General features: G+C 35.1%; 10 protein-coding genes. All 10 read left to right on the plus strand.

What is annotated here, in order from left to right; genetic code table 11:
* The first annotated feature begins 14 nt into the window (after positions 1–14).
* Positions 15–713: an ABC transporter ATP-binding protein gene (locus OQ268_RS09680; protein ID WP_265855918.1), complete on the plus strand. Its 699-nt coding sequence runs from the start codon at positions 15–17 to the stop codon at positions 711–713.
* A gap of 176 nt (positions 714–889) precedes the next feature.
* Positions 890–3268, plus strand: coding sequence for an ABC transporter permease (locus OQ268_RS09685; RefSeq protein WP_265855919.1), 2379 nt, complete (start codon positions 890–892; stop codon positions 3266–3268).
* Positions 3269–3357: 89 nt separating this feature from the next.
* Entirely contained in the window at positions 3358–5724 is a 2367-nt protein-coding gene (locus OQ268_RS09690) for an ABC transporter permease (RefSeq protein WP_265855920.1), read from the plus strand.
* 89 nt (positions 5725–5813) lie between these two features.
* On the plus strand, positions 5814–8207 hold the full coding sequence (locus tag OQ268_RS09695) for an ABC transporter permease (RefSeq protein WP_265855921.1): 2394 nt from the start codon (positions 5814–5816) through the stop codon (positions 8205–8207).
* A gap of 90 nt (positions 8208–8297) precedes the next feature.
* Entirely contained in the window at positions 8298–10670 is a 2373-nt protein-coding gene (locus OQ268_RS09700) for an ABC transporter permease (protein WP_265855922.1), read from the plus strand.
* 414 nt (positions 10671–11084) lie between these two features.
* Positions 11085–13475: an ABC transporter permease gene (locus tag OQ268_RS09705; protein ID WP_265855923.1), complete on the plus strand. Its 2391-nt coding sequence runs from the start codon at positions 11085–11087 to the stop codon at positions 13473–13475.
* Positions 13476–13554: 79 nt separating this feature from the next.
* Positions 13555–14238, plus strand: a complete 684-nt coding sequence (locus tag OQ268_RS09710; RefSeq protein ID WP_265855924.1) for an ABC transporter ATP-binding protein — start codon at positions 13555–13557, stop codon at positions 14236–14238.
* A gap of 59 nt (positions 14239–14297) precedes the next feature.
* Positions 14298–16709 carry an ABC transporter permease gene (locus OQ268_RS09715; RefSeq protein WP_265855925.1) on the plus strand — a complete coding sequence of 804 codons (2412 nt, stop codon included), beginning with the start codon at positions 14298–14300 and terminating at the stop codon, positions 16707–16709.
* Between the two features lie 174 nt (positions 16710–16883).
* Entirely contained in the window at positions 16884–17681 is a 798-nt protein-coding gene (locus tag OQ268_RS09720; protein WP_265855926.1) for an ABC transporter substrate-binding protein, read from the plus strand.
* 47 nt (positions 17682–17728) lie between these two features.
* A complete protein-coding gene (locus OQ268_RS09725) occupies positions 17729–18034 on the plus strand; it encodes a hypothetical protein (protein ID WP_265855927.1) in 306 nt (101 codons plus the stop codon).
* Positions 18035–18106 lie beyond the last annotated feature (72 nt).

Genomic DNA, 18106 nt, shown 5'->3' on the forward strand with positions numbered 1-18106 from the left:
TGATACCTAAAATTATGATTAAAATAGAAAACCTGGAAAAAATTTACAAAACTGAAGAGATTGAGACTACAGCTTTAAACGGAATAAACTTACACGTTAAAGCAGGTGAATTTGTGTCGATAATGGGCCCATCAGGTTGTGGTAAATCAACATTGTTAAACGTGATGGGACTTTTGGATAAGCCAGAAAGTGGGAGTTATAAATTCATAGATACCGAGTTATTGACTTTAAACGATAGGGAACGTTCAAACTTCAGAAAGCGAAATATGGGGTTTGTTTTTCAAAATTTCAACCTTATTGATGAGTTAACTGTATTCGAAAACATCGAACTGCCGCTAATTTACAATAAAGTGCCAGCTGCAGAACGCAAAAAATTGGTAAATGAAATCATCGGCAGAATGAACATTGTAAATCGATCTGGTCACTTTCCGCAACAATTGTCTGGCGGACAGCAGCAGCGTGTTGCAGTTGCAAGAGCTTTAGTAACCAAGCCAAAATTAGTTTTAGCTGATGAGCCAACTGGTAACTTAGATAGTACCCATGGTAATGAGGTTATGGAGTTGCTTTGTGAATTAAATGAAACCGGAACCACCATCGTAATGGTAACACACTCGAGCCATGATGCAAGTTTCAGTAATCGCATCATCAACCTAAAAGATGGTCATGTAATTTCTGAAAAAATTAATAAAGGAAGAACGGAAGAATTAATATAGGCAGAAAGGCCGGGGGTATTAAGGTGGAAGTTTTAAACGATTAGCTCCCAAGTATTCTATCAGTCGTTCTAATCTCAACTTAAATTTAAGGAGGGAAGGTAGATGTTTTTTAAAGATGAGGGTTTAGCACCTAAACCTTCAAGCTTTCTATTTTCCATCCCTCAACCTTGGAAAAAATGTTCAAATTAAATCTAAAAATCGCTTTGCGAAATCTTTGGAAGAATAAAACTTCTTCTTTTATAAATGTGATAGGTTTATCAATTGGGCTTGCTGCATGTTTAATGCTGCTTTTGTATGTTACCTACGAGTTAAACTTCGATAAACATTCGAAAAACTCGGAAAACATTTATACGGTAATGACCAATATTCCTGGTGATGATGGAGGTATTGCCAATACTTTTGAAGGATCTACAACTGCTCTTGGTCCGCTTTTAAAAGCAGAACTGCCAGAAATAAAGCATTTAGCTAGAATGAATTACCTTAAGAAAGCTTTAATTTCGGTAGGTGAAAATGGCTTTAAAAAATTAGGAAAATTTGCTGAACCAGAAATACTGAATTTATTTGATTATCAATTTATAATTGGGAACGCTGCAACCGCAATGCGAAACCCAAGATCAGTTATTTTAACAGAAAGCACAGCAAAAATATTGTTCGGCTCTACTCAGGTTCTAAACCGAACAGTTAAATATCAGGATAAGGAAGACTTAACCGTTTCTGCGGTTATTAAAGATATGCCAGAAAATACTTCTGCATTATTGGAGTTTGATTTCTTGATGCCCTGGGCTTTTTATGAAATTGTTGATGCTAGCGCAAAAGATTTGAACTGGGGGAATTTCAGTTTTGTAACCATGCTTTCTCTAGATCCAAAAGCAGATGTAGCGAGCTTAAATGCAAAAATAGATAAAATTGTAAAAACACATTTAGCGCAAGCCAATCAACCTTACATGATTTATCCCTTCACTAAACTTCATCTGTATGGTAAGTTTTTAAACGGTAAAAGTATTGGTGGGGATATTGAGCAAATTTACCTTTTTGTAGGCCTAGCATTTGGTATCTTATTAATTGCTTGCATCAATTTTATGAATATGGCTACGGCTAAGTCAGAAAAACGTGCCAAAGAAGTTGGTATTAAAAAAACCATTGGTGCAAATAGATATTCATTAATTATGCAATTTTTAACAGAATCAATGGTATTAACTTTGATTGCTGTAGTTGTTGCGATTGCTTTAATAGAAGTCTTTTTGCCAACATTCAATAACCTACTTAATATAAAGTTAGGCATCGGCTATTTCAGCACATCAAGCTGGATTGGGATTTTAACAATAGTTTTTTTAACGGGGTTGATTTCAGGAAGTTATCCAGCGTTTTATCTATCTGCATTTAATCTCATTCAAACCTTAAAAAAGAAAGTAAAATCTAGCCGTTTTTTCACCATCAATTTAAGACAAGTTTTGGTTGTTGGTCAGTTCTGCTTTGCTATTATATTAATTATTTCTACCATGGTGATTTATCGCCAAATACAGTTCATAAAAAATAAGCCGCTAGGGTTTGATGTAAATGCACTTATTGAAATTCCGCAAGATGGAGTGTTGAAAGAAAAATTTGAAGTAATCAAATCTCAATTATTAAAATCTGGTGCAGTAACTTCAGTGGCGCAATCTTCGGTAGGCATGTCTCATCGCGGACAAAATTTTGCCGATATAAAATGGGAAGGAATGACAAAGGAAACGAACGTTCAGTTGTTTAACCAAGTAAGTACAACTTATGATTTTATCAAAACCAATGGAGTTAAATTAGTTGAAGGAAGAGATTTCTCTGAAAATTTCGCTTCAGATACTTCTGCATTAATGGTAAGTGTATCAGCAATTAAAGCATTTGGTTATAAAAATCCGATAGGAAAATCAGTTACTATTTTTGATGATAAATATACTATTGTAGGTGTTTTTGATGATTATGTTTGGGATTCTCCTTATAAATCAAACAATCCTATGGTGGTGTTTTTTGATAAGAATAGGACTGGAACAGTTACCATGCGATTGAATGAGGCCAATCCTATAGCCCAAAATATTGCCACAATTACTCAACTTATAAAACAGGTAAATCCAACTTACCCAACAGAAATTAGTTTCTTAAATTCAATCTATCAGGAAAAATATAATGCTGAAAAAACACTAGGTATGCTCTCTAACCTTTTTGGCGGATTGGCAATTTTTGTTTCGTGCTTAGGTTTATTTGGGTTAGTTGCCTACAGTGCAGAGCAAAGAACCAAAGAGTTTGGTGTGCGCAAAGTTTTGGGTGCAACACTTTTCAATTTAATGCAATTGTTGTCGCTCTCCTTTGTAAAAATGATTATTGTATCGTTAATTATCGCTATTCCTTTAAGCTACTATTTAATGAACACTTGGCTTAATAAATTCGAATTTCGCACCGATATTTCATGGTGGATTATACCAGTTGCCGGAGCTGGCACATTGTTGATCGCTTTGCTTACCATTAGTATTCAAGCCTATAAATCAGCAAAAGCTAATCCAGTAAATGCACTTAAATACGAATAAATAAAGATGGAAGGTAGAAGGTAATAAAGTAGAAGGTTTAAACGCCTAAACCCAAAACCTTCCATCTTTAAACCCTCAACTTTAAGAATATGTTTAAACTCAACTTAAAAATCGCCCTGCGTAACCTATGGAAAAATAAGGGTTTCTCTTTAATAAATATTGGAGGCTTAGCAATTGGATTGGCTAGTTGTATGGTTTTGTTAATTTATGTGGCTTATGAGTGGAGCTATGATAAGCAATTTACCAATAACGATAAAACTTATATAATTTATCAAAATGCTCCAGCAAATGGTAAAATTTTTAGCTGGGCATGGACACCAAATGTAATGGCTAAGGAAGTTGAAACAAAAGTTTCTGGTGTTAAGTATGCATCACATTCTACCTATCCATCTTTGAAATTAATTTCGGTGGGTGAAAACAAAATTAATACAAAGGCGAATTTTGTAGATCCATCATTTGTTAAAATATTTGATTATAAATTTATTAAGGGTAATCCAAATGAAGTTTTAAAAGGTGTAAATACAATTATTCTTACCCAATCTTTTGCTAAAAAACTTTTTGGTGACGAAGATCCCATCAATAAAACTGTAAAATTAGAAAATCAAGATATTTTAAAAGTAGAAGCTGTAATTGAAGATGTACCTGCAAATAACAGTATTGTTTTTGAGTGCTTGATACCTTGGGCTTTGTTTGAGAAAAGAGAAAATTGGGCAAAGGAACCGAGTTGGGGAAATAATATGTGCTTAACGGTTGTTCAGTTGAATGACAATAAATTTTTTGATCAGGCAAATGCCGAAATGAAAGGCATTTATAAGCGCAACCAGAAAGATAATACAGCAGAAGCTTTATTGCATCCTTTGACTAAATGGCATTTATATGCTGATTTTGAAAATGGTAAATCTGTTGGAGGTAAAATAGACCAATTAAGAATATTTCTACTACTTGCCCTTTGTATTTTATTGATTGCTTGTGTAAACTTTATGAACTTATCTACTGCAAGATCTGAGCATAGAGCAAAAGAGGTTGGCGTTCGCAAAGCGATTGGTTCATCGCGTAAATCTTTAATCAATCAGTTTTTTTTAGAATCGATGCTGATTACCTTCATAGCAACTGTTTTAGCCTTTATATTGGTTGAAGTTAGTTTGCCCTATTTTAATAATTTGTTAGATATTGAGTTAACGATCGACTACAAAAATGGTACATTTTGGTTAGTTCTTTTTGTTTTAATGATTTTTACAGGTTTAATTGCAGGTAGTTATCCAGCGTTGTATCTATCTTCTTTTGAGCCTATTAAAGTTCTGAAAGGTCTTAAACTAAAATCAGATTCATCAGTTTCTGTGAGAAAATTTTTAGTAGTTGGACAATTTGTTTTCGCAGCATGTTTAATTATTTGTACATCAGTTATTTATCAACAGCTTAGCTATGTTAAAAACAAGCCTATCGGTTATAATAAGGATAACTTAATTCAGATTGCAATTAATGGCGAAATGAGAGACGGAAGCAAACTTGAATTGCTGAGAACTAAACTTTTAAAATCTGGTGCAACTACCAATGTTACTCTTTTTGGTAAAGACATTACCGAAAACGGAAATAATACTACTAATATTTCATGGCAAGGCAAAACACGGGGTGAATCAATTTTATTTAATCAAAGACCAATAGGAGATGATTTTATTAGAACCATTGGTACAGAAATAGTAAGTGGAAGAGAACTTTCATCGAAGAATTTGAGCGATAGCAACAATATAATGCTAAATGAATCTGCTGTAAAAATGATGGGATTAAAAAATCCTATTGGTGCAGAAATTTATTGGGGAGACACCAAAATTACTAATGTTGGGGTTGTTAAAGATTTCGTAATAGAAAGTGCTTATCAGAAAGTAGCCCCAATGTTTTTTTATCTTAATAATGAAAGTGTAAGTGTAATAATTGCTCGTTTAAACCCTGATCAAAATATAACTTCATCGCTAGCAAAAATTGATGAATTGGTTAAAGAGATGGAACCAAATTATCCTGTTAACCGCAAATTTGTAAGTGAATCGTTCGAAGTAAAATTTCATGATGAAAAACTGTTAGGTACACTTTCTAACTGGTTTGGAGGTTTCGCTATCTTCATCTCTTGTTTGGGCTTGTTAGGCTTAGCCTTATTTATGGCAGAGCAACGCAAAAAAGAAATCAGTATACGGAAAGTTTTGGGGGCGAGCATGGCTGATATTCTCACCTTATTGAACAAAGATTTTATAAAATTGGTGGCTATTGCCAATATTATTGCCTTTCCATTAGCGTACATCATTATCAATAAATGGCTTTCAGCATTTGAGTACCGCGTTGCGATATCCTTTTTACCATTTGCATTAGCTATCGCGATTTCCTTAATCATTGCAATTCTAACTGTAAGCGCACAATCGTTAAAAGTAGCCAAAGCTAACCCTATAGATGCACTTAAATACGAATAAATAAAGGTGGAAAGTAGAAGGTAGTAAAGTAGAAGGTTTAATCGCCTAAACCCAAAACCTTCCGTCTTTAAAACCTCAACTTTAAGAATATGTTTAAACTTAACTTAAAAATCGCCCTGCGTAACCTTTGGAAAAATAAGAGCTATGCCTTTATCAGCATTGCTGGCTTGGCCTTGGCTTTAACAATATTTATTTTAGCAATGCTTTACGCTAATTACCAGCGTAGTTATGATGCGTGGAATAAGGATTATGAGCAAATTTATAGGGTAAACTATACTTCAAATGACGCAGAGGATGTGGCATTAAGTCCAGGTAATTTAGCTACAATAAGTAAGCAAAACATACCAACAGTAGAAGCGGCTACTCGCATTATCGACTACTGGAATGGAGATATGCTGGTGAAAACCAAATCCAAAAATTTATATGTAAAGGATGTTTTATTCGTCGACAGCAATTTTTTTAAGGTTTTTCAATACCCTGCGGTTTATGGAGATGTTAAGCAATCATTAAATAAACCTCAATCTATTATTCTTAGTAAGGAATATAGCGAGCTTTTGTTCGGGGAAAACATAAATCCCGTTGGCGAAATTATTTCGATGGATAATAGAGATGGTTTTTTAATAGAAGCTGTAGTAGATGTAGCTCGATATCCATCTCATTTTAAATTTAACGTAATTAGGAGATTTAACAAAAGTGCATCAACAGAATATTATAGCAATAATTATTACACCTATGTTAAATTTATAAAAAACACCGATTTGGCTCAAGCGGCTAAAAACTTAAATGCAGTAAGAAAAGAAACGCTCATGGTAGAGTTAAGTAAACAAACTGCTGAAGAACAAAATGGCTTTCGAGAGTTTATTAGTAATAATCAGCTTTATATCCAACCAGTAAAAGACATACATTTAACTACCACCAATGTAGAATATGAGTTTGCAAATAATGGAGTGGGAAAGTATATGTACATAACGCTTGTGGTTGCTTTTCTTGTGCTAATAATTGCTGCCATAAATTTCACTAATCTTTCGGTCACAATGGTAACAAAAAGAGCGAAAGAAACCAGTGTTAGAAAAGTGCTTGGTGCCCATAAATTGCAATTGGCCATCCAATTTATACTCGAAACTGCGCTTCAATGTTTGTTTAGTTTCGTTCTGGCCTTAATTTTAGTGGAGCTATCACTACCCTCATTTAACACTTTACTTGGAACCTCAATAGTATTAGAAAGATTTAGTGATTATGGGCAAATTCTTGTTCAAATTTCAATTGCTTTGGTTTCAATTACGCTAATAGTGGGCGCATACCCGGCTTTATTGATTAGCAATATTGTGCCTGCAGTTGTGCTTAAAGGAAACTTTAACACCAGCAATAGAGGTTATTGGGTAAGAAATGCATTAATTGTTATGCAGTTTACCATAGCCGTGGTATTCATTTCGGGCATTTGGATTATCAATAGTCAGCTAAATTACATGCAGCAAAAAGATTTAGGCTACCAACCACAGCAGGTTGTGGCTATTAATATGATGCAAAACATGGGCGAGCAGCATTTTCATAAAATTAAAAATGCTTTAAAAGATATTTCTGGTGTTCATTCTATTTCTAGAGCCGATCATATTCCGGGTGAAGATATGGGAGGAAATAGTTACGGAGCTAATGGGAAATCTTTTCCGAGCAATTTTATATCTGTAGATGTCGGTTATTTTGAAGCTATGGGAATGAAAATACTTGATGGAAGAGATTATAATGCCGCAAATCCATTAGATACTACAAAATCGATCATTCTTACTGAAACTGCAGCAAAAACGTTTGGAATTGATAATCCGGTAGGTAAAACTTTAAGATTTCGTGGAACAGATGTAAATATTGTAGGATTGGTTAAAGACTTTAATCATTATAGTCCAGAAAAAAGTTATCAATCTATTGTTTTTCAGTATATTAAAGGAAATCCATTGCGTTATCTAATCGTTAAATTAGATCCTAAACAAGCTGAAACAGCATTGAACAAGATAGAGCAAGAGTGGACTAAGTTAGAACCAGAATTCCCAATTAAATACACCTTATTAGATAAATCATTTAAAAACATGTTAACCAATCAGTCACAATTAAGAAAATTAATTGGCATGCTGTCTGTGGTTACAATTTCATTGGCTTTAACTGGTTTATTTGCAATCGCCGCTTTTACAACCCAAAGAAGAAATAAAGAAATTAACATCAGAAAAGTGCTTGGGGCATCAATATTTGATATCTTGAAATTGCTGAACAAAGGGTTTGCTGTTTTAGTTTTAATTGCGAATTTAATTGCCTGGCCAATTGCGTATTTAATTTTAGATCAATGGCTTAAGGAATTTGCTTTCCGGATTGATATGCCAATTATGCCTTATGTCCTATCAGGCGCAATAACGCTTATTCTTACTATTTTTATTGTGAGTTTACAATCGCTAAAAGCAGCAAGTTCAAACCCTGTAGAAGCACTTAAATACGAATAAATTAAGGGGGGAAGGTTGAAGGTATGAAGGCAGAAGGTCTAGGCACCCAAACCTTCATGCCTTTTACCTTCCATCCTTCAACCTTAAACCATGTTCAAACTCAACCTAAAAATAGCCCTGCGTAACCTTTGGAAAAACAAGGGCTATACATTTATCAATGTTGGTGGCCTGACTATAGCATTGGCTGCCTTTATTTTGGTAGTGATGTATGCAAACTACGAAACAAGCTATGATAAAAAGAACCCAAATTACCGCAATGTTTACGTTGTTGGAGTAAATTATCCGGAGTTTAAAACTAACTATGTTGCTGCTCCGCTTGCCGTACAGATTAAAGAAAGCTTTCCGGAGGTTGAATTGGCTGGTTTGGTAAAAGAAAGTTCCTTCGAGCTGACAATTAAAAAGGGAAACAATACTCTTTTTACTAAAAGAATTCTTGGTGTTGACTATGATGCTGCAAAAATACTCCATATTGAACCAATTGGCGGTTTAGTAAAACCACAAGGCGATGAAAGATTGACCTACTTGAGTGCCGAAAGCATGAAAGTACTATTTCCTCAAAAAAAGGACAATAAGCCTGAAATAGTCGGCTTCGGAGCGAGCAACTCTGGTATTACAGGGACAATAGCTGGTTCTATAAATAATAATATTCATTCTAATTTCAATTATGACGGTGTATCTATTGCCGCCCATTTAGGGAAGAATGATAATTATGAAATGAATGATTATGCCATTTATTTACAGTTAAAACCCGAAACTAATGTTGAACTTCTAGAACAAAAAATTAGCAATCTATACCGGGCAGAATTGCTAAAAAGTAAAAAGGTTTCCAATGTAGAAAGTACTTCCATATTCTTAGATCCTTTAGCTAATTTACATTTAAGACCTAAAGCAGGTAACGATGCCCCTTATAAAGTATTAATTGCACTTTCTACTTTGGGTGTTTTGATATTGATAATTGCCTGTATTAATTTCACCAATTTAAGCATTGCCCAAGCGGCCAAAAGAGGAAAGGAGGTAGGAGTTAAAAAAGTAATGGGCGCTTTTCGCTATCAGCTTACAACTCAGTTTCTGGTCGAAATTTTTATGCAATGTCTGGTTGCTGTAATACTAGCTTTAATATTGGCAGAGCTGATTTTGCCTAGTTTTAATAACTTATTTCAAGTGCAATTATCTATTTGGCATTTTGAAAATGGCTTATTTTGGCAGTTACCTTTAATTTTATCTGTAATTACGTTTGTGGCTGGCATTTATCCAGCCATGGTGCTCTCGGGTTTTAAACCAGCATTGGTTTTAAAAGGTAATTATGCTAATAGAAAGCAAAGTTATTTGCTGCGGAATAGCCTTTTGGTTTTCCAGTTTTGTATCGCTATTGTTTTCATTATTAGCTTGCTAACTATCAATTCGCAACTAAAATATATGCGAAACCAGGATTTAGGTTTTAAACCAAATCAGGTAGTTTATATAAAAAACGTAACGCTATTTAATAATCCTTCGAAGTTTGGATCAGGTAGTTTCGAACCACTAAGGAAAAAAATGCTAAACATTCCAGGCATCAAATCGGCAACGGTGGCAACCTACATACCAGGTGGTACCAATGGGATTAACAGTTATTCGGTAAATGGTATTACGGCTAATATCGATTTTGTAAACGTTGAGTTTGATTATTTTGAAACACTTGATATCAAACTAAAGGAAGGTCGTTTTTTCTCTCAAAAATTTAAGACAGACACGATAAATTCTGCTGTCATAAATGAAAGTACAGTAGCAAAATACGGGATCAAAGAACCTATCGGAAAAACAATTACGGGAAGCGGGGTTGAATATAAAATAGTCGGTGTAATTAAAGACTTTAAATCGCAAGGTTTTGAAAGTGCTATTCAACCAACCATTTATACCATTTATGATCCTAGTGGAGATTATAAAACGCAAATTATGGTTAAAATTGAAGAAAGCAGAATGGCTGAGGTGTTGGCAACACTGAAATCTAAATGGCCTGAAATCAATCCCAAGGATGGTGAGGATTTTAGATATGAGTTCTTAGATGAACTCTATGGTAGACTCTTTAGAAAACAAGAACAATTACAATCTGTATTTTTTGCTGCCGCATCTCTTACCATCTTCATTGCTGTTTTAGGCTTATTCGCTTTTGCAAAATACATCACCAATAGTAGAATAAAAGAAATTGCAGTCAGAAAAATATTAGGTGCAAATGATCTGCAAATTTTTAAATTGCTTAATACATCATTCTTAGTGATGGTAGTAATCGCCAATTTAGTTTCTTGGCCATTGGCTTATATTTTAACTAGAAGATGGTTAGAAACCTTTGCTTATAGAATAGATATTCCGGTTTTACCATTCTTATTAAGTGCGATGATCACCATTTTATTAACCATTATAACCGTTACTGTACAAGCCAGAAATGCTGTGAAAGCAAATCCGGTTGATGCGTTGAAATACGAATAAATTAAGGTGGAGATTTGGGGTTATGAAGTCAGAATTTCTATTTGCTCAATCCCTTCACCTTAAAATATAAATGAATTAAGGAGCAAGTCCGAGGGTATGAAAGTAGAAGGTTTATACACTTTCCAGCTTCTACCTTTCTTCCCTCCACCTTAAACTATAGTTCGATTGCGAACATTTGTTTGTCCGTTATCGAACATGTTTTTAATTAAACCTAATGATAAGTGTCTGTTTATTAATGATTTATTATTTTTTTGGTGAGTGGTACAAATTTGGCATTAATCACAAATGGCGGGAAGGCAAAATGTAGTGAGGTAGAAGGTCTATGCACCCAAACCTTCCTGCCTTTTACCTTTCAACCCTAAAGCTAAAAAACTATGTCTCATATCTCAAACCTCACATCTCAAATCTCACAAGATGTTTAAACTCAATCTCAAAATCGCCCTGCGTAACCTGTGGAAATACAAAGGCTATACTGCTATAAATGTTTTCGGACTGTCCATCGGTTTGGCAAGTTGTATCCTCATCTTTATTTTTATAAAATACCAGCTAAGTTTCGATCAGGATTATGCCAATGAGGATCGAATTTACCGAGTGGTTTCCTCTTGGAAATATGCAGATGGAAACGAATTCAAATCTTCAGGTGTGCCTTTACCCTTGGCTCCTGCAATGCGTAATGATTTTTCTGAATTGGAACAAGTTGCAGCCATTCAGCAAAGCGAAGGTATTATAAAGGTTAATGCCACATCAGGAAAATCAGAAATCAAGGATTCCGAAACCGTTTACTATGCTGAACCATCGTTCTTCAAAATTTTTAATTACTCATGGCTTGCAGGCGATCTAAAAAGTGCACTTACCAGTCCCAATACCGTTGTCTTGACAGAGAAACTTGCAAATAAATATTTTGGAAATTGGAATAAGGCCATTGGCAACACCCTTAACTTTAATGCTGATAAAGATTTTAAAGTTTCAGGTGTTATTAAGGATAATCCACAAAATAGCAGCTTTCCCTTAGGTATCATCTTTAGTTATGCAAGCTTTACGAATAGAAACCTGAAGCAATGGGGGTCGGTGTCTTCCAGTTCTCAATGTTTTGTATTGCTTAAACCAGGTATCAGTACAGCTGTGCTTCAAAATCCACTGCAACAGTTTATTGCCAAATATTACGTAGAAAAGGGGCCTGGGAAAGAGAATCATCATTTTCAATCACTTAGCGACATCCATCACAATGAAGACTATGGCAATTTTTCTAATCACATTACACCATACAAACAAATTATTGGTTTGGCGGTAATTGGTTTATTCTTACTAATAACCGCTTGTATTAATTTTGTAAATCTGGCTACCGCCCAGGCGCTTAGTCGAGGTAAAGAAGTCGGTGTACGTAAAGTAATGGGTAGCAGGCGAAACCAGTTAATCTGGCAATTCTTATGTGAAACGGCACTTATCACCGCCATTTCAATTCTGCTGGCATGCGTATTTGCAGAATTAACGTTGCCAAATGTAGAGAGTTTATTTGGTGGAGAAGTAGTTTACACCCTGTTTGGAGATCCGTTAATTTTCTTATTCTTACTTATTTTATTGATTCTGGTGAGCTTTCTGGCTGGGCTTTATCCAGCTTTAATCATGTCGGGTTTTAGTCCGGCTTTAGCCATAAAAAACAAAGTCTCGCCGAATGGAGGAGGAGTTGGTCTGCGTAAAACACTAGTGGTGGTGCAATTTGCCATTACAGCAATTTTAATTGTAAGTACGCTTGTGGTCATCAAGCAAATGCAGTACATACGTAGTAAATCTTTGGGTTTTGATACGAATGCAATTGCACTGATTAACATGCCCATTGATAGTGTAAGCTTAATCAAACAAAACACCTTCAAAGAAAAGCTACTTGCAATACCGGGGGTAGTGAATGTGAGTTTTAATACAAGTGCACCATCTTCTAGCAATAATAACGAGACGAACTTCTCTTACAATAGTTCCAAAGATGCTGACTTCCAGGTAAATGTAAAGCCTGCTGATGGCGAATATTTCACTACATTCGGACTATCTCTGGTAGCAGGACGAGGCTTAAGTAAAAGCGATACCATTAAAGAGTTTGTAGTCAACGAAACATTATTAAAAAAATTAAACGTAAAACAGCCCGATGAAGCGCTAGGCAAAACAATTAAACTTTGGGGATCTTCAGGCCCAATAGTAGGCGTTGTGAAAGATTTTAATAACTATTCCTTACACGAAGCCATTTCTCCAATTGCTATTTTCTCTCGGAAAACACAGTATGAAACAGTTGCAGTTAAGCTCGAGAAGAAAGAGATGTTCGAGGCGCTAAAAAAAATAACGCAAGCCTTTAATTCTACGTATCCAAATTATGTTTTTCGAAACAATTTTTTCGATGATAGTTTAGATAACTATTACGAAACAGAACGGGTAATGGGTACTTTGTTTAAAGTATTTGCGGGAGTGGTTGTGTTTATTTCATTTATTGGTCTATTCGGATTAATTTCTTTTGTTGCAACGCAAAGAACAAAAGAGATTGCCATACGCAAGGTTTTGGGTGCTACAAATATCGAGCTTATCAAAATGTTGAACAGCTCATTTTTGTGGATGATATTGATTGCAAACTTAATAGCTTGGCCAATTGCCTACATTTTCGTTCAACAATGGTTGGCAGGTTTTCAGTACCGAATAGAATTGAGTATTTGGCCCTTTGTATTGGCTGCAATAATATCATTGGCCATCACCATTTTTACCGTTACCATCAGAAGCTATAGGGCTGCCAAGGCGAACACAGTTGATGCCTTGAAATACGAATAATTAAGCTCAAAGTTTAAAGACCAAAGACTAAAGCATTAGCAAGGTCTTAAATCTCATATCTCACTACACATATCTCAAAATGATCGAACTAAAAAATATAGAAAAATACTACGCTAATAAAGGCGTAAAAAGTTACATTCTTCGTCACGTAAGCACAACAATTAAACAAGGCGAATTTGTCTCTATTATGGGCCCATCCGGTGCCGGTAAATCAACTTTGTTAAATATTTTGGGCATGCTAGAAGAACCAACTTATGGCGAGTATCATTTTATGGATGAAGATGTAACCGCCATGAAAGAACGCCAAAGAATAGAGTTGTACCGAAATCACATCGGTTTTGTCTTTCAAGCATATCATTTAATTGATGAAATGACAGTTGCCGAAAATATAGAAGCGCCTTTGCTGTATAAAAAAATACCAGGCTCAGAGCGTAAAAGTCGCATAGCGGATGTGTTGGATCGCTTTAATATGGTAGCTAAAAAAGATTTGTTTCCCAATCAGCTTTCTGGAGGTCAGCAACAATTAGTGGGCATTGCCAGGGCTTTAGTGGCTCAACCCTCAATTATTTTGGCCGACGAACCGACAGGAAACTTACAATCTGCACAAGCAGAGCAGATTATGGAGTTGTTTAAAAAGCTCAATGAAGAAGAAGGGATTACGATTGTACAAGTAACTCACTCCGAAAAAAATGCGCAATATGGAAATCGAATTCTAACCATTGAAGACGGAGTGATTAAAGAAGACTTGGCAGTTGGCCGTTAATAATTTTCAGTCTGCAACCAGGTCTCACATCTCATATCTCACTTCTTACATCTCACAAAATGTTCAAACTCAACTTAAAAATCGCTCTGCGTAACTTATTTAAAAACAAAGTTTACGCTGCAATTAATATTGGCGGATTGGCACTTGGCTTAACTGCATTTGTATTATTACTTTTATTTGTAAACCATGAAACCAATTACGATAAGTGGAGCCCAGATTTAAAAAGTGTTTATCAACTAAGAGAATATCATGATTTTTATACTTCAGACAATCAGCAACATTGGATGCAGATTAATGAATCCAGAATTGGGGCATTGGTGACTGAGAAAATACCGCAATTTAAATATGTTACTAAAATCGATGAAAATTGGGGAGATGGATTTTCCGTTAAACCGGCCAATGGAAACCCGATAATTGTAGATGATGTTAGAAATGCAGATTCGCTGTTCTTTAAAGTTTTTCCTTACCAATTTCTGCAAGGAGATCGATTAACAGCCATTAATAAACCCAACACCATTGTTTTAAAGCAAAGTTTGGCAACCAAGATTTTTGGTACAGAAAAGGCATTAGGTAAATCCTTAAAAATTTTAATGTGGCGAGATGATCCCGGAACTTTAATGACAGTAACTGGTGTAGTTGCAGATCCAAAAACACCTCAAAGCGTACATTTTAATGCCATCATGCATACTGGTGAGCGAGAAAAAGATCCTGTGCAAATTAGCAGTACAAACCATTGCGAAATATATGCTTTGGCAAATGCACAGTTAGATACTGCCCAAATAAATAAAACCTTAAAAAAGGTTTATGTCGATTATAAAAAAGCATCATTCATCAAAAGAAAAATTACTTATGCAGATTATTATAAAAATGGCAAAACACCTGGATTAAAAATTATACCCTTGCAAGATGTTTATGCAACACCTTCAATTGATCAAAACTGGATAGATAAAATAAAACCCATTGTGGCACTTTCCATTTTTCTCTTATTGGTGTCTATCATCAACTTCGTTAATCTGGCAACAGCACAATCAGTACAGAGAGCAAAAGAGGTAGGTGTTAAAAAAGTTTTGGGAGCTTACAAAAAGCAGTTGATTATTCAGTTCTTATTAGAAGCCGCCTTACAAGCCCTGCTGGCACTCTTTATCGCAGTAGTTTTGGTAGAAGTGCTATTGCCCGCATTTAGCACTCATTTTAATGTTAAACTGAGTTTCTGGCGGAGTGATCAATTGCTTGGCATTATTTTGCAATTGTTAAGTTTATTTATACTCATTACGCTTCTCGCAGGCTTTTACCCTGCCTGGATTTTATCTAAATACAATCCTGTAAAGGTTCTTAAAGGCAATTACGAGAGTGGTTTTAAAGGCATTGCTTTACGAAATGGTTTGGTAGTTGCACAGTTTATAATTGCTGTAACATTTATCATTGGGATAGGGGTAATGTATCAACAAACCAATTTTATAGCCAATAAAGATTTAGGTTTTACCAGGGATAAACTGATCAATATTTCTACCAATCTAAACACTGGTGATCCCTTTGCCGACCGACTACGAAAAATTACCGGTGTAAAATATGTTGCTACCACAACACAGATAATGGGTAATACCTTTAATGTGGGAAGTGAATTTATTTTCAAAAATGAAAAGCATAATGTAAATACGGTTACGGTAACAATCGATGCTTTATCTGCTCTGGGCGTACAGGTCTTAAGTGGAAGAATTTTTTCTTCAGCATACAAGCAAGATACCGTGAATACTGTGGTTCTAAATCAGTCTGCTGCCAATTTATTCGGAAAGAATATGGTTGGCAAACGGATTAAAGAGCGTGACAATACATTTCAGGTTATTGGAGTGATAAAGGATTATAATAATGAAGGTTTTGATAAATCCGTTTTGCCCACGGTCTATCGAGTTACACATTTGGGTGGTATGTCTAGTACCAATAATTTATTAATCAAGTTTGATAGCGATAACTATCAGGCGGCATTAAATGCTATTGAAGCCGAATGGAAAAAGACTTATGCAAATTTTCCAATGATCTACGCTTCTGTTGAGGATGCATTCCAAAAAACGATGGAAGCTACTCGTAAACAGATGCAGATTATTGTGTTATTCAGCATTATTTCGGTTGTACTCTCTTTATTGGGCTTATTCGCCTTATCAACTTTTATGGCAAAGCGAAGGACTAAAGAAATTGCTATTCGCAAAATTTTAGGAGCATCAGATTTTCAAATTATTAACATGTTAAACCGATCGTTTTTAGTATTGGTTATCGCTGCAAATTTAATCAGTTGGCCAATTGCATTTATCCTTACCAAAAAGTGGCTCGAAGGTTTTGCTTACAGAATTGATATGCCATTTTGGCCATTTGCCATTGCAACAATTTCATCTGTAGCAATTGCTATTTTCACAGTGAGTTTACAAGCGAGAAAAGCTGCGGTAAATAATCCTGTAGATGCTTTAAAGTACGAATAAGGGTGGAAGGCAAAAGCTAATAGGGTGGAAGGTTCAAGCGGCCAATCCTTCACGTTTCGACCTTCTATGTTTTAATAGGAGGGTTATGCAAAGAGTAATAAGGTGAAAGGTTTAATCGTCCAGACCTTCATCCTTCAACCTTTCCACCATCAACCTTAAACCTTATCTTTGTGCATGCAAAAAACCTTTATAGATCAGCTTGGTAATGAAATTACAATTAATTATCCACCTAAAAAGATAGTCTCTATTGTACCTTCTCAAACTGAATTGCTGTTTGATTTGGGTCTAAACGATGAGGTAGTTGGCATTACTAAATTTTGCATCCATCCGATTGAAAAGTTTGCCTCAAAAACCAAAATTGGTGGCACTAAAAAACTGCTCATCGAAAAAATTAGAGATTTAAAACCCGATTTAATTATTGGCAACAAAGAAGAAAATACGCAAAGCGAAGTAGAGTTGTTGATGCAAGAATTTCCGGTGTGGATGAGCGATATCAGCAATTTAGAAGAAGCGATTTTAACCATAACGCAAATAGGGGAGTTGGTTGATAGATCTCCAGAAGCAGCCTATTTAAATCATTTGATTAGTGCTGGCTTTAAAGATTTACAAAATTTAGCAGTAGAAAAAAATATCAATCAAACTGTTGCTTATTTAATTTGGAAAGACCCTTACATGGTTGCTGGCAAACAAAATTTTATTAATGATATTTTAAGGAAAATTGGCTTAAACAATATTATTCAGCAAAGCAGATACCCCGAAATCGAGCTCACTGAACTACAAAATCTAAACCCTAATCTCATTTTTCTATCTTCAGAACCTTATCCTTTCAAACAAAAGCATATCGACGAAATGCAAGCAGCTTTGCCAAATGCCAAAATAATGTTGGTAGATGGTGAGATGTTCAGCTGGTACGGCAGTCGGTTGGTGAAAGCTGTTCAGTATTTTTTCGAATTCCAGAAAGAACTTTCTTAAGGTTTTAATGTTAAGCAGTTTACAACCACTTTAATAAGTTATATACAATGAAAAAAATACTACCATTACTAATGTTTACGATTGTTACATTTGGATGCGGCATAATGCGCAATTCTTCAACCGGAGAGACCATAAGCTTAACAGGTAAAATTAATAAACTAGGCATTACCACCTATCAATATGGTACGCATGTGATTAATGCCAATGGAAAACCATTTGCACTAAAAAGCGCCGCAGTTTTGTTAGATACTTATATTGATAAACAGGTAACAATAACGGGCATCAAGGTTCCTGGCTATCCTTTATCAGGAGGACCCGATTTAATTGAGGTAACAGAAGTAATTATGAAATAAGTACTCTACCTTAAGTTTGTTATTCAGGAGTATAAATGAAGCGCTGTTTTGCTGATAAGAAGAAAGGAGATA

Origin of the sequence: Pedobacter sandarakinus (assembly GCF_026240095.1) — a bacterium.
GTDB classification, from domain to species: domain Bacteria; phylum Bacteroidota; class Bacteroidia; order Sphingobacteriales; family Sphingobacteriaceae; genus Pedobacter; species Pedobacter sandarakinus.